Here is a 25,309-nt window from a genome sequence, read left to right on the forward strand (position 1 = left end):
AAATTGTGGTTTTCGGCGCTGGTGGTCTGGGGATTGAATTAACGACTTGGATACGCGATATAAATGCGAAAAAAGACCGCTTTGACCTGCTGGGTTTTGTGGACGATACACCTGAATTGCAAGGAAAAACAGTTGCGGGATTTTCGGTGCTTGGCGATAGTTTGTGGCTTCTGAATTACGACGGTGAAATAGGCGTTGTTATTGCAGTCGGGCTTTCGCAGGGAAGAAAAAAGGTTTTTGAACGCTTTTCGCAAAATCCCAACATTTCTTTTCCGAATATACACGTGGACGAGGACAAATTTTATCACTCCGAAGTACTCGGCAACGTAAAGGGTTGCGTTATCGGCTATCACAATTTAATATCCCGTTTTGCGACTTTTGGCGATTTTGTTTTTATCGACGGGCTTAGTTGCGTTGGACACGGCGCAAAAATCGGAAGTTTTGCGTCTCTTTTTATTGGCTCGCATATTCCGGGAGACGTAATAATCGGCGAATGCGCACAAATCAACAGCGGCGCAAGAATTATGCCTGGAAAGTCCGTCGGCGAAAACGCTACCGTCGGAATGGGGTCGATTGTAATAAAAAATGTTGCGGCGAATACAACCGTATTTGGGAATCCGGCGAAAGCCATATGTTAAACAAGGAGAAAAAATGGATTTTATCGAAGATTTGCAAAAAGTTCCAATGGCAAAAAACGAAGACGTAGAGTATCTGAAACAATCGGAATTGCCGTTGGTTTTGTATGGGGCGGCGGATTTGGGGCGTAATGTAAAACGTTTTTTGGAGATAAATAACGTCAAAGTTGACTTTGTTGTCGTCGATAAAGAATATTGGCAGCCAAATATGAAATTGAGCGATTATGTAATTCAGCCGATAGAAAATATTTTAGCGAATAATTTCAAATTTAATATTGTAGTGGCATTTTATAGTGGTTTTGCGGAAAAAATCGCAAGGTTAAAAGAAAATGCGCAAATACAAAGATGTCTGTTTTTTCATCCGCTCAATGTGGCATTTGTAGATTGTTATCACGACTCTGATTTTCTTAATCGACATTCTACTGCCCTTACAGATCTGTATAGCAACTTGACAGATGATTTATCACGTCGGATAATGTTGGAATATATTAAGGCAAGAAAATCGGCAAACTCAACAGATCTTGTAAAATTGAATGTTCCGAATGAATTGCAGTGTTTTCCCGACTTTTTACCGCTTGCGGATAATGAAATATTTGTTGATTGCGGAGCTTTTAACGGCGATACTATAAAGGTGTTTCTTAACAAAACAAACGGAAAATACAACAAAATTTTTGCTTTTGAACCGGATACGGTTAGCGCGCAACAATGCAGAGAGTTGCTTGCCAATCAAGGGCGCGAGGACGTCTTGTTTGAAAAAGGCGCTTGGAGCGGAAAAGCAATGTTGCGCTTTGATAATCGAGGCAATATGACTTCAGTTATCAGCGAAAAAGGAAATATACAAATAGAATTAGACAGTATTGACAGCGTATTGGGCGACGAAAAAGCTACTTTTATCAAAATGGATATTGAAGGCGCTGAATTTGAAGCGCTAAAAGGCGCTCAAAACCAAATAATAGCCAATAAACCCAAACTTGCAATTTGTGTTTATCACAAACAAGAAGACTTAATAACAATTCCGCAATATATTTTGTCGCTGAATCCCGATTACAAATTATACTTGCGACATTATGGCGCTTTCTGTACGGAACTTGTCCTATACGCAATATAACCGAAAAAATGAACAAAAAAAGCGCTATTTGTTTTTTTTGTTCATAGAAAGTTTCTGCAAAAACCTTGCGTTGTTGTAGGAAATAAATTATTTTACTTCAGAGAATTTCAAATAAACGGTGATTTTTGCCAAACACAAGAAAAAGGAGTTTAAAATGAAAAAAGTTTTAATTTTGGTGTTATTTGCATTTTTTGCGCAGATATTTGCGCACGGAGTATTGATTTTGGTTGAAGATAACCGCGACGGAACTATTTATGTTGAGGCGGGATTTTCAACGGGAGGAAGCCCTGCTTCGGGAGCGTACGTGATTTTGCGGGAAAGAGAAACAGGGCGCACAATTTTTACGGGCAACCTTTCGGACGACGGGCGTATTACAATCGAACAGCCGACTGTGCCATATACGGTAACCGTGCGCATTGACGACGAACATTCCGTAACCAGAAACGGTCCGCTTGCGAGAAACAGACGTGGAGCAGAATAAAAAATGCCGTTCCGGCGGCAGGCAAAAGGAGGCAGTGTAAATGAAAACACGGATTTTAACAATAGTTTTGTTGCTTTTTGCGACTTGTTTTGCGCAAGGGCGGCAACAGCAACGACTGCAAATCGGCGTCAGTTTGCACCCTTATTACAGCTTCGCTCGGAATATTGTAGGCGACAGAGCGGACGTTATACCTATGATTAGCCCTAACGTTAATCCGCACGGTTATCGGATAATTCCCGAAGATATTGAGCGGGCGATGGGGCTTGACGTTGTAATTCTCAACGGGGTAGGACACGACGAATTTGCGCTTCAGATACTTAGGGCGGCGGGCAATTTAAATCGAATACACAAAATTTTTGCCAACGACGGCGTTGCGCTTATTCCGCAGTCGATAAATACAAATCAGGTAAATTCGCACACTTTTATTTCGATTTCCGCGTCTATTCAGCAGGTTTTTACGATAGCGACCCGTCTTGCTGAAATCGACCCTGCAAATGCGCAGTTTTTCCGTCAGAATGCGCAGAGATACGCGCGACAGTTAAGGCAACTTCGGGCGGAATTTATGGAAAAACTTGCAGATTACAAGGAAAACGATTTCAGATGCGCTACAATTCACGGCGGGTATTCGTATCTTTTGCAGGAGTTCGGCTTTCAGGTGGAAGCGGTTATAGAGCCGAGCCACGGGATAGCTCCGACCGCTTCGCAAATGATGGAAACGATAGAGAAAATCCGCGCCGTCAATGTTCAGGTGGTTTTTTCGGAGAGCGATTTTCCGCCGACGTTTTTAAGGACAATTCAGGAAGAAACGGGCGTCCGCGTGGTTAAACTTTCGCATTTGTCATACGGTGAATACAGCGCGGAATTCTTTGAAAGAGGAATGCGCTTTAACTTGGAGCAATTACTTAGAGCAGTGAGCGGGAGAGATTGAAAATGTTTAGAGTGTTTGTGATTATTTTGCTTTCTCTTACTTTAGCGTTTGCGAGAGGGGAGCGCCGAAATCGCGCGGCGACTGCGACGGCACAACCTGCGCCGCAAGAAATACGTCTTGCTGTTGCCGTAAGCATTCCTGCTTTGGGCGCGCTTTCGCGTGAAATTTTACGCGGAGTGCCCGTCGATGTTTTAGAGCCGTTCGGCACAGATTTTACTATGGACGAATTTGACGGGCTCGCATCCGAATACAGCGACGAACTCGACGAAATCGCACCGAGGGTCGCGGCTGTTGTCGGAATTCGCTCGATTATTCCCGATGACCCGATATTCGTGCAACTTCGCCACAGAAACATACGGGTCGTTGAAATAGACTGCGCCATACCGCCAAGCCCGACAGGTTCGGCAATTCCGCTGATACGCACGTCTAACGGAGAGATAAATCCTTTCGTTTGGCTTTCGCTTGCAAACGCCGTTCGTATGGCAGAAATCCTGGAGAGTGATTTCAGCGCGCTTTTTCCGAAGTATGCTTGTGTCATTTCGGCTAATTTGCTCGATTTTAAGCGGCGTTCGCTTGCACTTCGCAACGAATATACGCGGAAACTCCTTGAAATAGACAATTTCAGCGCAGTTGCATTAAGCGGAATTTTTGATTATTTGCTTATGGATATAGATGTTTTTGTTGTCGCAAGATTTTTGCCGGAATACGATTGGAATGAGGAGACAGCGCGAAAATTTCGCGATTTGGTAGAAAGCGGAGAGGTCGGCGTTGTAATAAACCGTTGGCAAACAGGCGCTCCTGCCTCGGAAATTATGGAAGAAAAAGGTGTTAGAACTGCTGTCCTGAGAACGGGAATTCCTGCGCTGAGTCATTTCGATGACGGTTTTTTAGCATTCTGGGAGAGAAATGTTTCTGCTATAGCAGGTGCGTTTCAAATAAAAGAATAAAAAAAAGAATATTTTATTGCGCAGGCTTATTACAATATATTATATTAAGTTAACTTAATTCTGCTTTTAGGCGGAAAGTTGAATTGATTGCGTTTTAAGCCAAACCTTAAAGTTGGCACTAACACTGATGTTGGTACTATTAAATGCAAAGAGGTAATCTAATGAATGATGACAACAAGTTTTTAGAAAAATATTTCAAATATTTTCGTGCGAAAGATGAAAATTCCGCTACACAATACGATAAATATATCGGTATAAGCGGCGTTTTACGTGCGCACGTCATAGAAAATTGGATTAAAACGCAAAAAGCATATTTAGGTAATAATGAAATAAGACGAATTTATTATTTGTCTTTAGAATATAATCTCGGTTCGCCAATAAAAATGCATTCCGTTTCAAACGAACTTCAATCTCATCTCGACATAATGCTCGAGCAGGAAGGAATTGAACGAAGTGAAATAAACGCCAAAGAGCCGCCTATGGATTTGGGAAACGGGTTTATCGGGGAATTTTCCGCAAATATTCTTGAAGTGCTTGCCTCTAAAGGTATTCCGTCGGTTGCCTACGGGCTTTGGTATGGTATGGCGCAATTCAGGCAAGCTGTTAAAAATAATTCGGATAAAAGCATTCTCGGACAGTTGGAAAGACCATATTATTGGTCGTCTTTGTATAATCCGTGGGTTGTTGATAGACCTGAATACAATAATCACGTGTGTTTCGGCAGTCGCTCATGCTACGGCGGTTGTTTAGGCAAGAAAAATCCCGACGAGTCCATTTGGATTTGCGGCGACAGAGTTATGGCGACACCTGTGGATTTTCCGATTTCGGGGTATCGAAACAAAGTCGTTAATACATTGCGCTTTTGGAACGCTTTGCCGAGCGAGGACTTTTCTTCGGATTATATGCTTCACAGCGATTACGTACGCGCTTGCGACGAAAAAAGCGATTCCGTAAAGTTTTTGCGCTATTTGTTCAGCGAGGAAGTGTCTCAACAAACAAGCGAACTGCATATAAAACAACAATATTTCTTGGCTGCGGCGTCGATAAAAGATATATTGCGTCGGCATTTATCGCAAAATAATTCTATCGAAACCATTTGCGACAAGGCGCAGATTATTCTTGCGGACAGTCGTATGGGATTTGCCATAATTGAATTTATACGGATTTTAATTGCTCATTTCGAAATTTCCGTCGAAAAAGCCGTGGGTATTGCCCGAAAAACATTTGTTATATCGCTTCCGCTTGTGGACGGCGGTCAATTTCCTAAAGTGCCTCTCTATATTTTAGAAACCCTTTTGCCGCAACACGTTAACGTAATTATGAAAATTAACCATTGGCTTCTCGATAAAGCGAGAAAGGAATATGGTGCTTCCGATGATGACCTGCGTGAAATTTCGCTTATTGAAGAGGGCGCTATAAAGAAAATCTGTATGGCAAACCTTTCGCTTATGTTTTCGGGAAGCGCTTTCTCGTATTCTCAGAGCGGCGCAGACCATATAAAAAATGTTGCGCTTCCAAAGACTTCCCGCATATATTCGGTTGATATAAAACCGACTTTTTCGGGCGTTTCTCTTCGCAGATGGTTGCTTTATTCTAATAAACACCTCGCGGATTTGATAACATCCAAGATTGGCGAAGGTTGGATTAAGGAAAACTCTAAACTTGCCGATTTTGAGCGCTACTCGCAAAACGCCGCCATACAGAAAGTATTTACTCAAATAAAAGCGTACGCTAAAGAGGAGTTTCTCGAAAAAATGTTTAACGATATTGCAATTGCAAAAAACTCTTTGCTCGATACGCTTTTTATTACGCACATACGAAAAATAACCCTCGGCAACTCGCAGGTTTTAATGCTTCTTTATATTGCGGCGCGCTATTTAAGGCTGAGACGTGGAGAAAAACTTGTTTCTCGCGCATATTTTTTCACAGGAAGAGCGTTGCCCTTTGATTTTTACGGCAAGCAGCTGGTATCGCTTGTGAATATTTTCTCACGAGCGCTTAAGGATTGCAAAGAATTGCAGGTGCATTTTGTTTACAACTGCACAACCTCTTTGGAAGAGGAACTTTTAGCTATCGGAGATATGGCGGAATTTATTTCGTCGCCTTATTCTTTAGAACCATCGTCGTTTAGTGCGGTAAGGGCGGCGGCTAACGGAATGGTGCCGCTTTCGGGAGCAAATTCCGTGGATATAGACACCGTTTCAAAAATTGGGCTGGATTCTTGCTTTTATTTGGAAAATACCGACAAAGACATCAGTGGATACGACATAAACGCGTATGTGGAAAACACACCTGTCCTTAAGGAAGCCTTTGAATTAGTGGAAAAATGGATTAAAGATTATTCGGGCGGCGAAGAAGAAGAGGGAAAAATTAATCCTCTTTGGGAAAATTTGCGTTATCGGGACGAAATGAAAATATTTTCGTTTTTTGACGAATATTGCCGAGCACAAGACAAAATAGACGCCGCATTCGCTGATAAGTCGGAATGGTCGTCGATGGCTTTACGAAATATCGCACGCTCAAGCGCAGGTTCGCTCGACAATACAATTTGCTCCTTATACGGAGATTATACTAATAAAGTGGTGGACTTGTAAGATGATGGGGGGGAAGCCAAAAATTTATTCGGGAACTTCGATAGCCGCAGGAAAAGGGCTTGGACAGGCGGTTATAGTCGAGGTTAAGAACGACAACATAATACGAAGAATTACGCGAGACGAAATTTTATTAGAGACAGACAGATTTGAAAACGCAAAACTGCAGGCGACAAAATATTACGATGACCTGTCTAAAGTCTTAAGAGCGAAAGCCGGTACGGGAAGCGATGACGCCTCTATAATTGAAATATATAAATGTATAGTGAACGACCCGATGCTTAGCAGAAGTGTTATGTATAATATTCGCACGGAGTTGTTTTCCGCCGAAAGCTCCGTCCAAAAAGTCGCCAATGATATGATGGAGGAGTTTAAGTCTATCGAAGATGAATATATAAGGGAGCGAGATAAAGATATATGCGAGGCGGGCAAAAGAATTCTGCATTATCTCGGTTGCGATAATTTTGAAGAAAGAATATTTGAAAAAGATGTGGTTTTGTTTATAAACGGTCCGCTTATTTTGTCTCACATCGTTGGTAAAAACATAGAAAAAATAAAAGGAGTGGTGTGTTTGGCGTCGGGAAAAACTTCGCACGCCGCTATCGTTGCTCGTTCAAATTCAATTCCCGTAATTTCCGACGTGGACTTGCTGAAGTTAAACTTGGTTGAAGGAAATAACGTTTTAATTGATTGCGATGTGGGAACTTTTACGATAAATCCGACTAAAAAATCGATTAACGAATATAATTCTTATATTAACGAAAAGAATTTGCGAAAGCGCGGATTACCCGCCTTTTTGAAACGTCCTGTTTTCACCAATGACGGAATGTCTATTTCGGTAATGGCAAATGTGTCTATCGAAGATGACGCGAGACTTGCAGTCGAAAACGGCGCTGACGGAATAGGTCTTGTGCGTACCGAAATATTATTTACCGAATACGCGGAATTTCCGTCCGAAAGCGAGCAAATTCGCTATTACGAAGGTATTTTTAACAAAATAGGGAGCGGCAAAAAAGTTAATATTCGCGTTATGGACGTGGGCGGCGACAAAATGGTCAAATTTATAAATGATATACCACGTGAAGAAAACCCGTTTATGGGTTGGCGGGCTGTGCGAATTTATCGTGAGAGAACCGAGTTTTTACATAAACAACTTGTTGCAATACTCAAAGCGGGGGAGGGCAAAAAATACGGAATAATGTTCCCTATGATAACCACTCTTTCCGAATGGGATTTTTTGCGCAACTTTACCATAAAAACGGCTGATGAATTGGGAATAAAATGTCCGAGTTTGGGCGTTTTGCTTGAAGTGCCGCTTGCAATTTTAGAAATAGAGTCGTTTTTAAGCACCTTAGAATTTGCGTCTATCGGTACCAACGACCTTATGCAATATTTATCTGCCGCCGACCGAAGCAACGCTAAGGTTAACTATCTCTACAATCCGCTTGAGCCCGCGTTTCTGAAAATAGTGAAAACTGCCATAGACCAATGTGTTTCGGGCGGAAAGCCTATTTCGATGTGCGGCGATATGGCGGCGCGTCCGGAGTGTACCATTTTGCTTTTGGGGCTTGGGCTTACTCGTTTCAGCGTTTCACCGCCTACGATACCGATTATAAAGGAAATAATCAGCTGTATTCCCCTTATGAAAATTAAGGAAGAGACAAATCATTTGCTTTTGAATAAAAGAAGTGCAAAAGATGTTGCCGATTGGCTTCAGTATATTAACGGCAAATACTGTGCGCACATTTTTAAGAAGCACGGCTTTATTCCGCTATACGGCGATTATTATGATAAAGGAAATTTCTGAAAAAAATTATAAATTAATGTGCGCATCTGACGCCGATGCTGATTTCGCCCGCCTCGGGTGCAAACCACTGACGATTTGTTCCTCTTAGCGCTCGCTCTTCGCTGTACCAGCCGCCGCCTCGAATTACATTGAAACGTCCGACTTGCGGACCTCTCGGATTGTGTTGCGGTGCAAATTGATAGAAATCCTGCTCGTATCTGTCGTTTACCCATTCCCAAACGTTTCCGTTCATATCGACCAATCCAAAATCGCCTACTCCGTCAAAAGTGTAAACCTGCACGGAACTTCGGCTTCTGAAACGCGCTCTTTGCGGCGTAGGTCTTTCGTTGCCCCACGAAAAGGTGGTTCTTCCGCCGTTGGTTGCGGCAAATTCCCATTCGGCTTCGGTCGGAAGCCTGCCGCCTCTAAACCTGCAATATTCGCTTGCCTGTCTCCAAGTTATGCAAATGACAGGGTTGTTGGGTGCAAGCAATTCTTCGGGCGGCGTCATTCTTGTAAGTCCTTGGTTTGTCCATAAAAAACAATTAGCGGTATTTGGACGAGAACATCTTCCTGCATTCACGCATTGCTGATAATCGTTGTTGCTGACGGGGCGTTTGTCGAGACGGAATGCGTCCACCGTTATTTCGCGCACGGGTCTTTCGTCGGGATTTCCTCTTTCGCTTCCTCTGTTAAAAGTTCCGCCGCGAATTTGCACGATTTCACTGAAAGAAAACGCCGCCGTAGCCAAGCAGAAAATTAAAAGCAGAAGCGCTTTCATCGGCTTCGGCTTTCCTGCATTGCCATTGAAACAAACATTACAGACAAAAATACTATAATTCCTGCCCTGTCCATTCTCCGTCTTTTTGTGGCGAGTTCTTCTTCGCTGAGTGTATCGGTTTTGTCTTTTTCTTCTTCTTCGCTTTCCGCTTGTGTTGCCGTATCACGACCTCGCGTTCTTGCGGGAGCCTGCACCTGCTGATTTTCCGAAATAAGCGCTATGGAAAGCGTATCATTTTGTCCTGCCGATAAAGTGAAAGTTGTATCAAAAAGGGTAAAGCCCTCTTTAAGAAGCATAATGTTGTATTCGCGCGGCTCAAGCTCGTCGGCAAAAAACGGAGTAGTCCCCGAAACTCGACGATTGACAAGAATTGTGGCACCGTCGGGTGTTGTAGTAATTGCAAGCGATGCCATTGTCGCTTCTTCGACAACGATTTCCGCTTCGGCTTCGACAAGCTCAGCCACCGAGCCGAGCTCAATTTCTGCTGTGGTTATTTCGCCTGCTTCTTCCGTCGTTTCGTACGAAATTTCGGCAATCTCTTCAAGCGTTTCTGCAACGCTTTGCGAAGTCTCGATATTTATGTCTGTCGGCTCGTACGGTAAAATTTCCATATCGGCGCTTGTCAAAGGCGCAGGCATAGGAACAGTTGCAAACGAAAAAGTTGCTAATATCAATAACATTATAAAAATATTTTTCAAGTCAAATCTCCTCTTTAGTTCGTTAAGCAGTGGCTAACCTTGCTCCGTTTTTTGTTTGTCTGTTTGACAAATAGTCAAATCCTACTCCCATCACTAGCATTGCACCAGCAATCATACCAATAAGCGTAAGAAATTCTGTATTCATAAGTTTATTCCTTTCTCTTTGAAGACATATTCACTAACACAAAACCAACAGCCATCATTGCAACAATTATGCCGCCTAAATGCATAGCGTTCAATCCCTCGGTAATTTCTGACGAATTGAAAAACCTGTCAATGAATATACCGATAAATATTAGTTTGCTGAAATCAAAAAACAGCGTCCCCGTTAATTCCAGCAAGTCCTTTTTTTCTTTTTTCCCACACTTAGGACAATCGGAAACTTCGATTTTCCCTTTAACTATTTCTACCTTTGAAACTCTGCCGATATTTCTTCGCGTTCTGATGTTTCTCAAAAATCCTCCTGCTTTTTTATTAAAAATACTTTATTCCACACTCAATTGCGAAAAAAATATTTTGCTGAATTGTTATACCGGTGTTAAAATGCCGCGTTTTTCGAGTTTAGTTTCTACTATTCCCGTAATATACATAAAAATAATCATTATGCCAACAGCACCCATTGCCATTAAAAAAGTTTCCATTACTCACCTCCTCGTGATAAATAGCCCACACCAAAAAAGCCAATCGAAGCAAGGAATCCCCAAGCGGCGTGTTCGGGACTGCCGCCCCAATCAAACAAATTCGCAACAACAGCTCCCGCAAAAGTAAGTGCGCTTATATTAAAGAAGAAATCACCTACTGACGCTTTCCGATTTTCGCCATATCTTAAAAATCTCATCAAATCCTCCAAGTCAATATAAAAATACATTATTTTTACGACTAACAGCGAGAATATTTGCATTTGTCTTAAAAAATAAAAAAGGTGAACCGATTGGCTCACCTTTTTTGTTTTCTGTTCTGCTTTCATTTATCTCGTCAGCAACATTTTCCGTGAAGTATTAAACCCGTTTCTGCCTCTTACGTTTACTATCAACGTTTGATTTCTTTGTATCGAAGCGGGGATATTGAATGTGCCTACACCTGCCGCATTAAGGTTGATGTCTTGAGTGAAAAGCATACGACCTCTTACGTCCGTAATTTGCAAACTAACCATCTGCTCACTCGGAATGTTGAAGTTAATTGCGTTTCGCGTAATAGTCATTCCTCTGCCTGCAACTCTCGCCGCACCACTGCTTACAGGTCTGTTTTGCGGGATAATTGATACGGGGCTGTCGCAACCGAAGCCAACGAATTCGAGGCTTGTGATTGTTCCTGTAGTTGCAGTCGTTCCGTCTGCCGCGAGCATAATGCTTACAATATTTGCCTGATTATTCGGCTGGCAAAGAGTCATATTCTCAGGATCCATACACGCCCACAACTGCTCGAACAATGCGGGATTTAAGCGAACTGTGCGAGAAGTGGCGCTGGCAGGAATTACTTCTGATGTATAACCTGCACCGTTATTAGATAAAGCAGGGTCGCCGAGTATCAATCTCATAGGTCCGGTTGAAGTGTAAGTAAGTACTATTTCGCTTACGTACTCAAAATCTCCTTCGTCAAAAGCGACCCAAATCATAGACCAAGAACCGGCGTTGGCTCTGTTAAGAGAGAAATTTACTTGTGTTCCTGTGGGGGTCACAGTTGCTGAAGACCCCGGTCCGGGCTCTACTCCCCAACCGGTTGACCAAGTTGCAACGTCCATAGGGGGAATATCGCAACCGTCGCCCGGCTCAACTCCTGTACCTGTTGATGCAGGAGCCCACCAGTTTTGTGAAAGAAGAAGCATATTCAAAACTTGAATAGCTACCGAATACACGTCGGTGGGAGTTTGGGCTCTCAAATAATTGTACATACTGTTTAAGAAATTTTGGTTTGTAGAACTGCCGACCATTCCTGCGGCAAACGGCGCCATAAACGACATACTTGTCCAGTCCGTGTGGGGATTGTTTACTCGTTGTCCCGCTAAGGTGAAACCTTGCCCTGCATTTATGTTATTAGGGTTTCCTCCTGAAATTCCATTCAACCAAGTAGTAATTCTGTTCATTTGCGTTCTTGCGCGAGTTTCGCCGTAGTGAATGTAGTCCATTGCTAAAAACCATGGTACTCTGCAAGCGTTAAACGAATAATTCCATTGATTGTGTTCTCCGCTGACCAATGCTTCATTTGTACCTTGGCGAACTACTCTTGCAGGAATACCTATTACGAAATCGGGCATAAGACCGGTAGTCGAATGGGAGACGCTGTTCAAAAGATTGTAAACCGTGTCAGCTGCAATTCTCCAATAGTCTTGACTTGTTGCTCTTGCAAACGCTTTGAAATGGGCAGGTCGCCAATCGGAAGACCTCGAAGTTGTTCTTTGCGCCTCCAAATCAGTTGTTTGACCGGCATTTTGCCAATCGCCGAGTTTTGTTCTGTGTGAAGCGTTGTTCGGCTGACCATTATGCATATTTGCTTGTCTCAGCCCTGCGATAATTTGATGTGCGTCGTTCATATACTGTAAATTTGTCGGGCTACCCCATTGGTCGTGAGCCAAAAGTAAAGCGTAAGCCATATCCAAACAACCATCTGTTGCATTGTTGCTTCTGCGTGCGAGGTCAGGTCTTGCAGGGCTACCTGTCGGAAAAACCGTCCACGACATCAATCTATGGTCTGTCATTGACGGCATTGCTTTTCTCAAAGCGTTCATCTCGTCAAATATTTGTCTTTCGTCGCCTCTTACGCCTGCCATAAGTGCAAAAATTTTCATTGCATATCCGTGTGCTTCGGAAATCGTGAGGGCACTTGCCGATACTCCTGTTCCGGTTGCTCTAATCCAAGCAAAACCGTTTCCACGTCCAAGGAAAGTGTCTCTGTAATGATTGTATCTTGCTATTACGTCATTGTTCATTTGTTGTGGGTTTTGAATGTTTGGTCTTATCGGATTTCCGCCCATCTCAAATCTACCCTCTTGCGGAAAAGGTCGGTTGTTTGCCCAAAGCGGTATTACTAAAACCGCTGAAAGTCCCAGAGCGATTAGTGCGTTTTTTTTGTTAAGCATAATTGTTAAATCTCCTTATTGTTAAGCTTTTGTTTTTTTTACATTAAATTAAATATAGCATAAAATATAAAGAATTTCCTAAAAAAGAGTGATTGCTTGCAAAAAACTGTGAATTAAACTGAATATTGTGGCTTAAATGTTAAGGTAAAAGAAAAGAAAGCAGGTTTTTTCCTGCTTTCTTTGTAATTTGTTTAGGCGGTAGCTACCCCACTCCATCGTTGAAGTATGCCTTAAGTCTGAATTTCCCCCGGCTTCAACAAAATTCTCGCTAATTCTCTAAAATTTCCGTGCGCTTGTGAGGCAAATAGTATTTTATATAAATACAGGAGGGAAAAATGGAGACGGCGGCAAACAGGGAATATAAAAGCAGTGTTTTTGCTAGTTTGTTTGGCGAAAAAGAGGTTTTGTTGGAATTGTATAATGCAATTAATAACACAAATTACGGAAAAGATACAGATGTAAAAATGGCAACGCTTGACGGTGTTTTGTTTAGAGGCGGACTGCAAAACGACCTTTCGTTTATGATTGACGACAAATTTGTAGTTTTAATAGAACACCAATCGACAGTTAACGAAAATATGCCGTTCAGAATGCTGAATTACATCTCGGAAGTATATAAAAACGTAATAGACGGCAAGGCGATTTACAAAGAACGCAAGGTGATGATACCGCATCCTGAGTTTATTGTTTTATACAACGGCGAAGACGATTACCCTGATCATGCAACGCTTAAATTGTCGAATTCGTTTAAGTTGCGCGGAGAAGAATGTCCGATAAATCTTGAAGTAATCGTAGAGGTTTATAACATAAACAAGGGACGAAACCCCCAATTTGCGGAAAAGAGCGAAAATCTGAACGGTTATGAAGAGTTTATGGCGGTAATACGTGCAAATGAAGCCGGCGGTATGGACAAGAAAGAAGCGATAATAGAAGCGGTAAAATATTGTCAAAGCCACAGAATTTTGGAAGATTATTTAATAAATAAAGGACAGGAGGTTATTACTATGCTGTTAAAAGAATGGGATTTGGAGACTGCGCAAAAAGTGCGAGAGGAAGAACGAGTGGAACGAATAGCAATAAACATGCTGAAAAAAGGCATGTCTGTCGATGATGTTGCTGAATTGACAGGTCTCTTCGTTGATGACGTTCTGCGATTGGAATACTAATCGCGCAATATCCTGCTTTCTTTTAATTTGTTTAGGTAGTAGCTACGCCGCTCCATCGTTGAAGTATGCCTTTTCGTTCGAGATGTTCGCCTGACTTTATTATTATAGCGGCTATACCGCAGAACACCACCAACGGTATGCCTATTGTTTGCATTGCCATATTTATGGATGTTTTGGGGTATTTGATGGGAGAGGCTTAGTTTATTTGTGAAAAATATTAAAGTTGCGTTTTTGGTTATATTCTTTTTTTTGTCGGTCGCTCTTTTTGCGGACGATACCCAAAACCAAACCGCTCAGAGCCGAGATTTTAGTTTGTCGGGCTTTGGAGGCGCTTTGTTTCCGACAATTTATGGTGAAAACAGGTCGTGGCTTTGGGTTGTTTTGCAATTTAAATACAAAGATTTTCTTAGGGAAGGGCAACACCTTTATTTTGACGTGGGAGCTTGGCAAGACAGGCATTTCGGAACAACTATGCACATTCCGTTGGGAGCAAGCAATTATTTTTTTGACATAGGCGGACTTGTCGGCAGAAGACCGTCGCTTGTTTTTGAAGAAGAACTTTCGCCGTATCTTAATACTTTTACGCGTTTTGGGCGAAATATTTCGGAAAGACACAGAGTTTGCTACGAAATTGCCCCGCGTTTCAGAAGATACAGCCTAATGTCGCAAAACACTCGCGGCGATTGGCTGAGCGGCGACATTATAGACGAATTTTGGGAAGTTTATCAAAGACTGCAATACCGATTTAGGCTGAGCGACAATCTTTATCCGCCTATGCTTTCTACTTTTGCGCAAATTTCGCTTAATACAAACATAATGCTTGCGTTTGAAAACGTATTTTGGGGAATTTCGGGAGAATTAAGCCAAAATATTCCTGTTTCTTACAGAGCGAGGCAGTCATTTTTGCTGAGAACAAGATTTGATACCACGCCGATAGGAGAACGCCACAGATACGGCGGATTTTTAACAGGCGGCGCGTTTTTTGTCCGCGGTTGGAACGACAATTTTATCGGAAGCAGAGACAGCGTAAATTTCGGCAATAGAATAGTCGGCACTGCAGAATATCAGTTTTATATTGCAACGCTTCCCGAAATGCGTATGGGTGCTTTTTCTTGGGTTGACCACACATTAAGCGGATTTAGACCTGTAATGACAGGTGCGCTGTTTTTGGACGCAGGCTATCTGTTTGAGACTTTTAGTTCGCCGAGAGAAAGCATAAACGCAAATGCGGCAAGCGCAGGTATTGCAATTCGTCTTTTACAGCCGCGAATGCGTTCGGGCGCGTCGCTTGACTTCGCTTGGCAAATTTCGGGAACGCAAAAATATTTAAACAAAAATCGCAATTATCCTGTTGTCCATTTGGGTTTTGTTCAACACTTTTAGTCTTCTGTGCCTTTTTTTAGCCCGTATTGCTTTTTTGTCTGGATTGTTATTGTATCGGGTCTGTCGGCGCTTGCTTGCTCGTTTGCACCATCTTTGCCTTCGGGTGTTTTTACGGCAATCAGCGGTCCGCCGACAATTTCTGCGCCTTCGAGATAGTATTTTCTCGCAAAAACGTTGTCTTTTATGTAATATTTGTATCTGCCGATTTTTATGACAGTTCCCGCAAATCCGTTTTTCAAAATTGCAATATGACCTGTGTGTTGTCTTTCTTCGGCAAGTTTTGCGTTTATTGCGGTAAGGTTATTTTCCACGAGTTCACTCTTTGCTTTTATTTCCTCATATTTTTTCTTGCTTGCCAGATAATCGTTGTATTGCGGGCTTCCTTCTTTGTAGCCGAATGTTTTTATCGCCGTCGTTTTGTTTTTGTAGGCGTAATCTGAGTTTTTAAGCAATTCTGCGAGCGGTTTTTGCACTTCTTCCAATTTAGCGCGCTTTGCAATCAATTCTTTTTCGAGTTGGCTGTAAAGTGTTAGTTCGGTTGCAACTCCTTCTTCATTTGATGAGTTTGAGACAGTAATGCTTTCGTTAGCCTCTATTTTTCCGCCGACAACCGCCGATTTTTCGTTGAGAGTTTTATAATTTTTGCAAATTACGTTGCAATGGTGCATATAATTTCCGACATTTACGTCTCCTTCTATGCACTCAAAATCGGTGTCCTGCGCAAAATTTATGCTGATTGCGGTTTTTGCCGAGATAAACGTATTGTTTTTCCCTATTATTCCGCCGCTTATTTTTACCGAACCGCCTTTGGATTTTATTGTTGCACTTTCCACCATTCCGTGAATAACAATATCGCTTTCGCTTTCTACGCAAAAATCCGCCGCAACGTTTCCTTCAACATCTATCGCTCCCGGAAATCTCACATTTCCTGTATTGTAATCGACATTTTTTAATTCCAGACGTTCTTTTATAGAGAGCAGTCCTGCTTTGTTTATTAGCACGCCCGTTGTGTCCGCAACAAGATTTTTACCGTCTTCCGATACCGAAATAAACTGTGCGGGCTTCATAACAAATTCTTTTCGCGGTTTGGGCGGCACGGCGTTTCCTAAAACGTCTGTTCCCGGAGTTCCGTGGTCGGCGGGAATTTGCGTTCCTATAATGTCGCCCGCAAATATGGTGGTAAATGCCGAAATTTCTCTGTAATCCACAGAGCCGTCTTCCAGTTTTTTAGGCTCACTGCTTTTTTCCGTGTTGACTTTCATTTCTAAGGAACCGTCATATCCTTCTATGGGCGGAACTCCCTCCGCAACCAAATGAAATTGCTCATAAAGTTGCTTCACGAGTATGTCTTCGAGAACATTATGCTTAATACCGAAAACTACTCCGACAATTTTTAGGCGCGCCAAAAGTTTATCGACAGTAAGGTTTTTTGCTTTCGCGTCAATAGAGACGCCCATATACACTTTCATCGGATTTGTTTTTACCGTTATAAGTTGGTCGAGTTCTCTGTCGTAGTCAATAGGTATATCGCCGATACACTCCCAACTGCCGCTTGCTTTTTTTATAACCCTTTTGACAAGTTCCAAATCACCGCCGAGTACATTTTCGTACAACTCGGTGAATTTCTCAATCAACGGCTCTTTTTCCGTTTCCGGATAAACCATTATATAAAGTTTGCCGTCTTCATCTCTGCTTTCGACAATATTTGCAATTTCATCCAATATAGCCATAAAACACCCCTTGTTTTTTTGGGTTGCGCGTGCATACCCTATTATTAACGTCAAAAATAATATAAAATCAATAGTAATGGCGAGTTTTTTTGATAATTTTAAGTTTTTTCCCATATTGCACTCTTTCCAAATATTATTTTCACGGCTATTTATTAGACTTATTAAATAAAAAACGGGAGAGGTATCTTTTATGAAGATGATGAAAATCTTTGCGGCGATTTTGGTTTTGGCAACCGTTTTGCTGGCTCAGACAGGTCAGGTGAGACCGAGGGTTTTGGCGTTTGAAGAAGGCGACGACGAATTCGCTTTCGGTGTCCTTGCAGGTATTAACAAAGGAAGCGGCTTCGGCATAGTTCCGCTGATTTGGGACAGAGCCGCATTCGGCGGAATGTTCTCTTTCGGCGCCGAACTGCGTATGTATTGGCAGAGGTACGATTATGGTTATTTGTGGCATAGACATTGGCACGGTGGTTATTGGCACGGTCTTAATTGGCTTCGGACCGGTCAAGATGAACTTGGTTGGTTTAATGATTACGGTTGGGGAGGTATTCCTATTTATCGCCAGTATCATCACGGAGGACCTCGTTTGGCTTTTGACAGGAACGGCAATCTTACAAACGAGCTATATAATCCATTTTGGAATGATTGGCGCGATGAAGTTTACACAAGATTTGGCATTAACCCAAATTTCAGATTTATGTTTCACCCGTTCGGAATGCCATCTCTTAGAGGAAAGGTCGATGTAGCAAGACATATAGACCCGTATATCGGATTTAAAATCGGCGCTTCTTTAATATTTGACGACAAAGACGACCCGTTTATCAGAAAAGGCGACCGCGTAAGATTTGAATTTCCCGAATTTAATTGGTATGTTATAGGTCTTCGTTGGTATTTCCGCGAACACGTATCACTTATGACGGAAATTTCGCAATACGATTTTTCGATAGGTTTTTCGTTTAATTTCTAAATCCTTGCCGGACGGACGATTTTTGTAGGGGCAGATTTGTAGGGGCAGGTTTCAAACCTGCCCTTGTTTTTTTATCTACCAACCCTGATAGGTACAACCACCTGCATAGTTTGCCGATGATTAACCCCGCCATCTGTGGGAATAAACGAAAGAGTAAAATTAACCTTCGCCTCGTCTCTGTCTAAAAAGCGCACTAAAATATCCGCCTGTCCGAAGTCCGCCAAAAATCTGTCGTCGCCTGTCTCAAATTCGTAAGGAAAACGCACAACATCTCGCACCTTAAAATAATGCGAATAGCCGATGTCGAACAGTCCGAAGTCAAGCCCCGTATAAACTTCTACTCCCGCGCTTATTTGATAATTTTTAGTAAATTCTCTTTGTCTGTTATACCTGAACATTCCGCGAAATCCGCCTCTGAATTCCCTTATACGTGAATTTTGCTCGCCAAGCGCACGATACGAAATATTCCCCACAAACGCACCGACATCTTCGACGTGGTCGCCGTGTCCGACGCCGCTTCTTAACGCTATGTGGTCATAAATAAACTGATAGCCGAGTAAAAGATAACTTTGGTCGTTTAATATAAATGTGCCGGTAAGATTATGTCCGTGGATAAATCTTTCGCGAGTGTTTTCGCTTTGCATTCCCACCCAATCAGCCCAAACTGCCCAATTAAGCGCACCAAAATCCTGCTCGAAAAAAAGTCCCTGAAACACAGGATTTTGAAACTGCCAATGTTTCGATAAAATATAATCGTGATAATTTATAAGTAAACTTCGCGGCATAGTTCCAAAAACAAAGTTGTTTATGTCGTCCTGAAACCGAAAAGACATAATCGGCGAAAATCCGTCGCCTGTATTTTCGTCGCCATACTGCTGAAAGAAATTTACGCCGATAAAAACACCGCTGTTTCTGCTTGGCAAAAAGCCCACGGATAAATCGGCATTTGCACCGAAAACTGTCCCTGACCCTTCAGCCCCGAACTTGTTTTCGAGATTATCAAAAATTCCGTGGAAATTTCCCTCTATGGACAAAGGCGCGGCAAAAGTGATTTGGGCAATAAAAAGAATTGCAAAAATAACAACTGCTACGTAAGGGCAGGTTTTAAACCTGCCCCTACCACCATATTTTAATACCCGAAATTCCACGACTGTTCCTCGTTGCTTGAAATTCCCAGATAGTCTTTCAGACGGTTTCTTGCGTCTTCGTCTTTGTAGAGTTTGCGGAGCGCTTTGTCGCGGGTAAGGCGCACTCTTTCGCGGGTAATTCCGAGTTCTGCACCTATTTCTTCGAGCGTTTTGGTGGACGAAAAATTTATTCCGTAATACATTCGTATTATTTTTTCTTCTTTGTCGTTAAGTATCGGCAATTCGTGAATAACTTTTTCTATTTCGTTGCGAAGTTCAAGAAGCATCATATCTTCGTTCTGCGATGGGTCAATCCCTATTGTGTCGAGCAGGGTCTGCGTGTTTTCTTCGTCCTGCACTTGCGAAATCGGGCGGTCGAGCGAAGTGTTTTTACTCTTCTCCATTATTTCTATAATGTCGTCTTTATGCTTCTTAAATTCGGGCTCTTCTATCGCTTTGTTGAAATCGCCGTCAAATTTTTCGAGCGTTTGTCTGAATTTTGACAAAAGCGTAATTTTATTAACGGGGATATGTACCGTACTCATTCTGTCGAAAATCGCTTTTTGAATTGCTTGTCTCACCCACCAAACGGCATAAGAGATAAATTTAACGTCTTTGCTTTTGTCAAATCTTTTTGCCGCTTTCAAAAGTCCGAGGTTTCCTTCGTTAACCAGTTCCAAAAACGAAAGTCCGCCTGTTATTTTGTGTTTTCTCGCTTCTTTGGCGACGAAACGAAGGTTTGCGGTGACTAGCTTCTCTTCCGCTCCGGGGACTTTGTTGATTACGTCGTCTATAAGTATTTCTTCTTCTTCTTCACTCAACAATTTGAACTTGCTTACGTCCCTGAAATATAATTGCTCTGCTTTTGATTGCTCTCTTTGTTTTTTCATAATAGTGTTTTTTATTTATTTAAAGGGTTCGCGAGCGCAAAACCTGCAAGGCTTCACGCTCGCGTATTAAAAAATTAAACCTGCCGCTGACTTTTCTGATTACTCGGGTTTGTCACAACGACAATTCCGTCATCCGAAACAAAATATTTCTTTTTGTCATCTTCCAAGTCGAAGCCGATTTTTGTGTTCGGCGGAATACAAACGTCTTTGTCAATAATCGCTCTTTTTATATGACAGTTTTCGCCTACGTCAACGTTCGGGTGCAGTATGGAATCTTCGACTTTTGCAAAGCTGTGAACGCGCACGCTTCGCGATAAAACCGAGTTAATCACTTCGCCGCCCGAAATTATACAACCGCTCGAAACAATCGAGTCAATTGCTGTTCCGACTCTTTTGTCTTTTCCTGAAGTATCGCTACCGAATACAAATTTTGCAGGCGCGGCTTTTTCGCTTCCTGTTCTGATAGGCCACGATTCGTTATACAAATTGATTTCGGGGATAACGTCTTTCAATGTCATATTTGCACGATAATACGCTTCCAGTGTTCCTACGTCTTCCCAATACATACATTGCTCGGGCGATTCTCCGGGGATTACGTTTTTGTGGAAATCGTAAACATAAACAGGGTATTCGTTGTAAATAGACGGAATAATGTTTTTGCCGAAATCGTGCGAAGAGTTTTCGTCAGCCGCGTCTTCCTCTAATTTTCTTGTTAAAAATCCTGTGTTAAAAATGTAATTACCCATTGAGCAAAGAGCCATTTTGGGATTACCCGGCATTGGTTTGGGATTATCGGGTTTTTCTTCAAATCCTATCATTCTTCCGTTAGGGTCAACCTGAATTACGCCGAATTGACTTGCTTCGCTTATCGGCTTGGGAATTGCCGCGACAGTCGCAACCGCTCCGTTGTCTCTGTGGAACGCAAGCATTCTCGAAATATCCATTTTGTAAATATGATCTGCGCCGAAAACCGCGACAAAATCGGGTTTTTCGTCATAAATCAAGTTCATATTCTGATAAATCGCGTCTGCAGTTCCCTGATACCAATTCTTTCCCGTTCTCATCTGCGCGGGAACAGGGTCGATATAATGACCAAGAATGTTTGACAAACGCCAACCGTTAGTCAAATGTTTAATAAGCGAATCGGCTTTAAATTGGGTGAGTACTTTAATTTTGAATATACCCGAATTCACGAAATTGTTCAAAACAAAGTCGATAATTCGATATTTCCCGCCAAAAATCACCGCCGGTTTGGCTCTGTCGCGAGTAAGCGGATAAAGCCGAGAACCCTCGCCGCCCGCCATAATCATAGCCAATACGTTCGCATAACCAGACGCTTTTCTGTAAGTTTCCATAAAGCGCACCCTCCCTTTGTATAAGTTTAAGTTTTGTTTATTTTTCAATTCTTCCCGAATATTCGCCGTTTGTTGTGTTTACGATAACAGTTTCGTCCGCTTCAATGAACATAGGAACTTGGATTACCAAGCCCGTCTCAAGTGTTGCAGGTTTTGTAACACTTCCCGAAATGGTTGCACCTTTAATTCCCGGTTCGGTTTCCGTAATTTTTAATTGAACGGTTGTGGGTGGTTGAACACCGATTGGTTTGTTGTCGTAAAGCATAATCTGACAAGTGTTGTTTGGAAGCAAATATCCCATTGCGTCGCCGGCTTCATCTTCCTTAAGTGTAATTTGCTCGAAATTTTCGCTGTCCATAAACACATAGCCGTCGCCGTCTTCGTAAAGATACTCAAACTGCTTTGTTTCGACAAAAGCGGTATCAACTTTTTCGTCCGTTCTGAAACGGTGTTCGACTTTTCGTCCGTTAATAATATTTTTTAGCATTGCAGAAATGTTGTTTGAACCGCGTCCTGTTTTTGTGTGTGAGAAATCAATAACTCTACACGGTTGCCCTTCGTAAAGAAGAACCATTCCTCTTGAAATATCTCCTGCTTTAATTGTAGCCATTTTTTGCACTCCTTAAAATTTTATAAATTACTCATTTTCTTCAATCGGTTCCACCAAAAATACATCATTGTTTCTATCAGATGCAGTGTTTTCTTGATTTTGCACCGAATTTGCGTTATTTTGTCCGCTTACCGCCGGAATGGGGAGCGTCCAAAGGGTCGGACTAATCGGATTTCTGCTCCACATATCCAAGACTTCGGTTGCGGCAATTCGCAGATTTTCGTCTTGATGATGCACAAAATCCCTTATTCGCGGCTCAACCGTGCGGTCGTTAATTTTGCCGAGCGACGAAATTACCTCTATTTTTTCGCGGTTGTCGATAGTAAATTCCAAAATATCCAAAAGGACGGGAATTTCGTATCTTGCTCTTAATTCGCCGAGCATTGTAATCGCTCTCAGCCGAATATCGCCGCGCCCGCGTTCGTTTCGCGCAATTTGAGCTATGATTTCTTCGCCCGGTCTGCCGTATCTGCGCACTTCGTCCAAAATTCTGCGCACCTCAAACGGGTCAAAGCGTGTCGCCGAATATGCTTGTGTGTAGGCTACGAGACGCGAGAAAATTTCCGTAAAATGCGGCGGAAGCGTATCGCGCATAGCCTCGTGCATTGCCCAAGAAATCAGCAGAGAATCTACTGAATTAAACGCTTTTTCGTTTCGTTCGCGCAATGCTTCGTTTTCAATTTTCAGCGTATCAATTTGAGAAGAAAGTTCGTTTATGCGCGTTTCGTGAATTGCCAAAACGTCTTCCATTGCTCTCAACGCAAATCTTCCGTCTCTAAATTTTCTGCGTCCGCCCCAAGCTATCGAAGTCCCCACGACAATTCCCGGTTTTATCCAGTCTTGGCGCGATTTCGGAGTAAGTGTTATACCTAAATCTTTTCTGTCCGAAAAGAATATGCCTTCCAAATCAAGCAGTGAAAAATAAAATTCGGCGTTGTTGTTTTCTCCAAATCTTATGGTTGTCGTCAGCGCCAGATAAAAGTTTTTTTGTTGCGTGAAACCTTCGAGCGTAAAAATGAAATCGCTGCCAATTCCCTGTTCCATAGCGATAAATCCGTTGAATTTATCTCTTCTGCTGTCGGGAATTGTCATTACTCCGCCGTGGAAACGAGTGTTAAAAGCGTTAGCGCTTTTTCCGACAACCAAGAAATATTCTCCCGTAAAATCTTTGTCGCCCGTTTCAAGTCGGCTTCTTGCACGCGCTTCGTTGTTAAAAATATTGCGGACGCCTATAGCAAGCGACGGCGCGCCGTTCATACCGTATTCGTTGAGCAGTCGTCCCTTAAAGCCTAAATTAATTCCGCCCGTATATCCTAAATTTACCTCGACCCATTCGCTTGCGCCCATAGTAAGTCCGCCGATAGAATAGCCCGTAAGTCCTCTGCCGAATTCCGTGTTAAGAAAAATGTTGTAATTTGCCACAAACTGCCCTGCGCCTATAATGTCTGCGCTCGGCGTAAATCTCGTAGTTGCCCAGCGTGTTTTCGCAGGGACGCTTGATACAATCATTATTAAAAGCAAAATTACGATTTTTCTCATTTTACACCTCAATCTTCTTCGTTGTTTCTCTGTTCGTCGTGTTTGGGTCTCAATAGCGGGAATAACACCACGTCGCGTAAGTTTTGCGTGTTTGTCAAGAGCGCGACTATTCTGTCTATCCCCATACCCCAACCCGAAATTGGCGGAAGTCCGTATTCTATGCACTGTAAAAAGTCGTAGTCCACAGCCATTGCGTCTAAGTCGCCGTCTGCTCTTGCTTGCGCTTGTTGCTCAAAACGCTCTTCTTGGTCAACGGGGTCAACCAGTTCGCTGTATGCGTTTATCACTTCCCAGCCGTTTACGACCAACTGAAAGCGGTCGGTTTCAAGCGGATTATCGTCGTTTTTGCGAGCGAGCGGTGAAAGGTCTATCGGGTGCTTTATTACGAAAGTCGGATTTACGAGTTGCGGACGGCTCACCTTTTTATAAAGAAGGTCAATGAGTGTTCCGCGCCCTGCTTTTCTTATGTCGGTAGAAGTGTCGAGCGTAATTCCTTTTTCTTTAATTTGCTCCAAAATTTTTTCTTTGGTATCGCAAACGTAAATGTCAATTCCGCAGTCCTTGAAAATCAAATCGCGGAAAGAAATTCGTTCCCATTCGCCTGCAAAATCTATGCTTATGCCGTCGTATCCTATCTGTAATCCGCCTTTAATTTCGGTTAACAAATGCTTCAGCAGTTTTTCGGTAAAGTCCATATTATCCTGATAATTCCAATATGCCGCATAGTATTCAAGCAAGGTAAAATCAGGCAGGTGAGAAGCGTCAACGCCTTCGTTTCTGAAACTCCTTGCGAATTCATACACTCGCTCAAAACCGCCTGCAATCGCTCTTTTCAGATAGGTTTCAGGCGCAATCCGCAAAAAGACGTCGATGTCGAGCGCGTTGTTGTGCGTAATGAACGGACGGGCGAGCGCGCCGCAAGCGTGATTTGTAAGAACGGGCGTATCTATTTCTTGGAAATCGTGGTCGTTCAAAAAGTCGCGGATTACTCTTATGACTTTTGTACGCGTCTTAAAGCGGTCAAGCGCCTCGGGGTCGGAAATTAACTCCAAATATCTCTTGCGGAGGCGAATTTCATCGTCGCTTATTCCGTGGAATTTTTCGGGGAGATTGCGCAAGGTTTTCGAGAGGAATTTCCACTCTTTTACGTCTATTGTTTTTTCGCCTGTTTTTGTTGTAATAAGCGTTCCGGTTATTCCTATGAAATCGCCAATATCGACCACTTCTTTAAAATATGCGAAACTGTCGCCAAGCACATCTTTTTGAAGCGCGAACTGGATTTTTCCGTGAAATCCGAAAAGGTGTCCGAATGCCAATTTTCCGAAGTATCTTGCGGCGACTACGCGTCCTGCAAGCGTAATGTTTTCGGTGCCTTCGGGCAAGTTCTGCGCCTCGGCGATAGTGTGGGTTGTCTCAAATCTCTCGACGTAGGGAAGGTCGCCTCGCTCTTTGATTTTGGCGATTTTGTCGAACCTGACCTGCATTTGCTCGTTGAAATCTTTTCTGCTCAT

At 42.6% G+C, this 25,309-nt stretch carries 22 protein-coding genes; 10 read left to right on the forward strand and 12 right to left on the reverse strand.

Annotated features, from left to right (window positions below):
* From FWE23_07215 to ptsP, 7 genes are all read left to right on the forward strand, one after another.
* Nucleotides 1-638 (forward strand): hypothetical protein (locus FWE23_07215; GenBank protein MCL2845222.1); only part of this gene is annotated, 638 nt, incomplete at its 5' end.
* 13 nt (nucleotides 639-651) lie between these two features.
* Nucleotides 652-1,743, forward strand: a complete 1,092-nt coding sequence (locus FWE23_07220) for an FkbM family methyltransferase (GenBank protein MCL2845223.1) — start codon at nucleotides 652-654, stop codon at nucleotides 1,741-1,743.
* A 154-nt stretch (nucleotides 1,744-1,897) separates the two neighbouring features.
* The gene (locus FWE23_07225; GenBank protein ID MCL2845224.1) at nucleotides 1,898-2,224 is read left to right on the forward strand and encodes a hypothetical protein; all 327 of its coding nucleotides are present in this window, start codon (nucleotides 1,898-1,900) and stop codon (nucleotides 2,222-2,224) included.
* 40 nt (nucleotides 2,225-2,264) lie between these two features.
* Nucleotides 2,265-3,152 carry a zinc ABC transporter substrate-binding protein gene (locus tag FWE23_07230; GenBank protein ID MCL2845225.1) on the forward strand — a complete coding sequence of 296 codons (888 nt, stop codon included), beginning with the start codon at nucleotides 2,265-2,267 and terminating at the stop codon, nucleotides 3,150-3,152.
* Nucleotides 3,153-3,154: 2 nt separating this feature from the next.
* On the forward strand, nucleotides 3,155-4,099 hold the full coding sequence (locus FWE23_07235) for a zinc ABC transporter substrate-binding protein (protein ID MCL2845226.1): 945 nt from the start codon (nucleotides 3,155-3,157) through the stop codon (nucleotides 4,097-4,099).
* Between the two features lie 161 nt (nucleotides 4,100-4,260).
* Nucleotides 4,261-6,693 (forward strand): glycogen/starch/alpha-glucan phosphorylase, encoded by a 2,433-nt coding sequence (locus tag FWE23_07240; GenBank protein MCL2845227.1) that lies wholly within the window; start codon nucleotides 4,261-4,263, stop codon nucleotides 6,691-6,693.
* A gap of 1 nt (nucleotide 6,694) precedes the next feature.
* The gene (gene ptsP / locus FWE23_07245; GenBank protein MCL2845228.1) at nucleotides 6,695-8,497 is read left to right on the forward strand and encodes a phosphoenolpyruvate--protein phosphotransferase; all 1,803 of its coding nucleotides are present in this window, start codon (nucleotides 6,695-6,697) and stop codon (nucleotides 8,495-8,497) included.
* Nucleotides 8,498-8,510: 13 nt separating this feature from the next.
* Here the strand turns inward: ptsP and FWE23_07250 are convergent, their stop codons facing one another.
* The 5 genes from FWE23_07250 to FWE23_07270 all read right to left on the reverse strand — a co-directional run bounded on the left by FWE23_07250 (nucleotide 8,511) and on the right by FWE23_07270 (nucleotide 13,031).
* Complete coding sequence (locus FWE23_07250; protein ID MCL2845229.1) at nucleotides 8,511-9,257, reverse strand: formylglycine-generating enzyme family protein; 747 nt, start codon at nucleotides 9,255-9,257, stop codon at nucleotides 8,511-8,513.
* Complete coding sequence (locus FWE23_07255) at nucleotides 9,254-9,955, reverse strand: PEGA domain-containing protein (protein ID MCL2845230.1); 702 nt, start codon at nucleotides 9,953-9,955, stop codon at nucleotides 9,254-9,256. The genes FWE23_07250 and FWE23_07255 overlap by 4 nt, the downstream gene beginning before the upstream one ends.
* 149 nt (nucleotides 9,956-10,104) lie before the next feature.
* Entirely contained in the window at nucleotides 10,105-10,410 is a 306-nt protein-coding gene (locus FWE23_07260; protein MCL2845231.1) for a hypothetical protein, read from the reverse strand.
* 185 nt (nucleotides 10,411-10,595) lie between these two features.
* Nucleotides 10,596-10,793, reverse strand: coding sequence for a hypothetical protein (locus tag FWE23_07265; GenBank protein ID MCL2845232.1), 198 nt, complete (start codon nucleotides 10,791-10,793; stop codon nucleotides 10,596-10,598).
* 129 nt (nucleotides 10,794-10,922) lie between these two features.
* Entirely contained in the window at nucleotides 10,923-13,031 is a 2,109-nt protein-coding gene (locus FWE23_07270; GenBank protein ID MCL2845233.1) for a glycosyl hydrolase family 8, read from the reverse strand.
* Nucleotides 13,032-13,366: 335 nt separating this feature from the next.
* On the opposite strand from FWE23_07270, the gene FWE23_07275 reads away from it, so the two are divergent.
* The gene (locus FWE23_07275) at nucleotides 13,367-14,197 is read left to right on the forward strand and encodes an Rpn family recombination-promoting nuclease/putative transposase (protein MCL2845234.1); all 831 of its coding nucleotides are present in this window, start codon (nucleotides 13,367-13,369) and stop codon (nucleotides 14,195-14,197) included.
* 207 nt (nucleotides 14,198-14,404) lie between these two features.
* Nucleotides 14,405-15,580, forward strand: coding sequence for an outer membrane protein assembly factor (locus FWE23_07280; GenBank protein ID MCL2845235.1), 1,176 nt, complete (start codon nucleotides 14,405-14,407; stop codon nucleotides 15,578-15,580).
* On the opposite strand, the gene FWE23_07285 is transcribed toward FWE23_07280, so the two are convergent.
* On the reverse strand, nucleotides 15,577-17,310 hold the full coding sequence (locus FWE23_07285) for a FapA family protein (protein ID MCL2845236.1): 1,734 nt from the start codon (nucleotides 17,308-17,310) through the stop codon (nucleotides 15,577-15,579). The genes FWE23_07280 and FWE23_07285 overlap by 4 nt on opposite strands.
* A 190-nt stretch (nucleotides 17,311-17,500) precedes the next feature.
* On the opposite strand from FWE23_07285, the gene FWE23_07290 reads away from it, so the two are divergent.
* On the forward strand, nucleotides 17,501-18,277 hold the full coding sequence (locus tag FWE23_07290) for a hypothetical protein (GenBank protein MCL2845237.1): 777 nt from the start codon (nucleotides 17,501-17,503) through the stop codon (nucleotides 18,275-18,277).
* A 71-nt stretch (nucleotides 18,278-18,348) separates the two neighbouring features.
* Here FWE23_07290 and FWE23_07295 read toward each other — a convergent pair whose 3' ends face one another.
* The 6 genes from FWE23_07295 to lysS form a co-directional block, all read right to left on the reverse strand.
* Nucleotides 18,349-19,425, reverse strand: a complete 1,077-nt coding sequence (locus tag FWE23_07295) for a hypothetical protein (GenBank protein MCL2845238.1) — start codon at nucleotides 19,423-19,425, stop codon at nucleotides 18,349-18,351.
* Nucleotides 19,407-20,294: a sigma-70 family RNA polymerase sigma factor gene (locus tag FWE23_07300; GenBank protein MCL2845239.1), complete on the reverse strand. Its 888-nt coding sequence runs from the start codon at nucleotides 20,292-20,294 to the stop codon at nucleotides 19,407-19,409. Before FWE23_07300 ends, FWE23_07295 begins: the two co-directional genes overlap by 19 nt.
* A 74-nt stretch (nucleotides 20,295-20,368) precedes the next feature.
* A complete protein-coding gene (glgC, locus tag FWE23_07305; GenBank protein ID MCL2845240.1) occupies nucleotides 20,369-21,649 on the reverse strand; it encodes a glucose-1-phosphate adenylyltransferase in 1,281 nt (426 codons plus the stop codon).
* Between the two features lie 37 nt (nucleotides 21,650-21,686).
* Nucleotides 21,687-22,259 carry an elongation factor P gene (efp, locus tag FWE23_07310; protein ID MCL2845241.1) on the reverse strand — a complete coding sequence of 191 codons (573 nt, stop codon included), beginning with the start codon at nucleotides 22,257-22,259 and terminating at the stop codon, nucleotides 21,687-21,689.
* A 27-nt stretch (nucleotides 22,260-22,286) separates the two neighbouring features.
* Entirely contained in the window at nucleotides 22,287-23,798 is a 1,512-nt protein-coding gene (locus FWE23_07315) for a hypothetical protein (protein MCL2845242.1), read from the reverse strand.
* Nucleotides 23,799-23,806: 8 nt separating this feature from the next.
* Nucleotides 23,807-25,309 carry a lysine--tRNA ligase gene (gene lysS, locus FWE23_07320; protein MCL2845243.1) on the reverse strand — a complete coding sequence of 501 codons (1,503 nt, stop codon included), beginning with the start codon at nucleotides 25,307-25,309 and terminating at the stop codon, nucleotides 23,807-23,809.

The organism is Chitinivibrionia bacterium (assembly GCA_009779925.1).
In the GTDB taxonomy this organism is placed as follows: Bacteria; Fibrobacterota; Chitinivibrionia; order Chitinivibrionales; family Chitinivibrionaceae; genus WRFX01.

Bases quoted from the DNA above. Each gene is read 5' to 3' on its own strand.
- FWE23_07315 (MCL2845242.1), bottom strand. From the start codon at position 23,798: ATGAGAAAAATCGTAATTTTGCTTTTAATAATGATTGTATCAAGCGTC.
- efp (MCL2845241.1), bottom strand. From the start codon at position 22,259: ATGGCTACAATTAAAGCAGGAGATATTTCAAGAGGAATGGTTCTTCTT.
- FWE23_07300 (MCL2845239.1), bottom strand. From the start codon at position 20,294: ATGAAAAAACAAAGAGAGCAATCAAAAGCAGAGCAATTATATTTCAGG.
- FWE23_07275 (MCL2845234.1), top strand. From the start codon at position 13,367: ATGGAGACGGCGGCAAACAGGGAATATAAAAGCAGTGTTTTTGCTAGT.
- FWE23_07250 (MCL2845229.1), bottom strand. From the start codon at position 9,257: ATGAAAGCGCTTCTGCTTTTAATTTTCTGCTTGGCTACGGCGGCGTTT.
- FWE23_07265 (MCL2845232.1), bottom strand. From the start codon at position 10,793: ATGAGATTTTTAAGATATGGCGAAAATCGGAAAGCGTCAGTAGGTGAT.
- FWE23_07230 (MCL2845225.1), top strand. From the start codon at position 2,265: ATGAAAACACGGATTTTAACAATAGTTTTGTTGCTTTTTGCGACTTGT.
- lysS (MCL2845243.1), bottom strand. From the start codon at position 25,309: ATGAGCAGAAAAGATTTCAACGAGCAAATGCAGGTCAGGTTCGACAAA.
- FWE23_07290 (MCL2845237.1), top strand. From the start codon at position 17,501: ATGAAGATGATGAAAATCTTTGCGGCGATTTTGGTTTTGGCAACCGTT.
- FWE23_07225 (MCL2845224.1), top strand. From the start codon at position 1,898: ATGAAAAAAGTTTTAATTTTGGTGTTATTTGCATTTTTTGCGCAGATA.
- FWE23_07270 (MCL2845233.1), bottom strand. From the start codon at position 13,031: ATGCTTAACAAAAAAAACGCACTAATCGCTCTGGGACTTTCAGCGGTT.
- glgC (MCL2845240.1), bottom strand. From the start codon at position 21,649: ATGGAAACTTACAGAAAAGCGTCTGGTTATGCGAACGTATTGGCTATG.
- ptsP (MCL2845228.1), top strand. From the start codon at position 6,695: ATGATGGGGGGGAAGCCAAAAATTTATTCGGGAACTTCGATAGCCGCA.
- FWE23_07240 (MCL2845227.1), top strand. From the start codon at position 4,261: ATGAATGATGACAACAAGTTTTTAGAAAAATATTTCAAATATTTTCGT.
- FWE23_07235 (MCL2845226.1), top strand. From the start codon at position 3,155: ATGTTTAGAGTGTTTGTGATTATTTTGCTTTCTCTTACTTTAGCGTTT.
- FWE23_07220 (MCL2845223.1), top strand. From the start codon at position 652: ATGGATTTTATCGAAGATTTGCAAAAAGTTCCAATGGCAAAAAACGAA.
- FWE23_07285 (MCL2845236.1), bottom strand. From the start codon at position 17,310: ATGGCTATATTGGATGAAATTGCAAATATTGTCGAAAGCAGAGATGAA.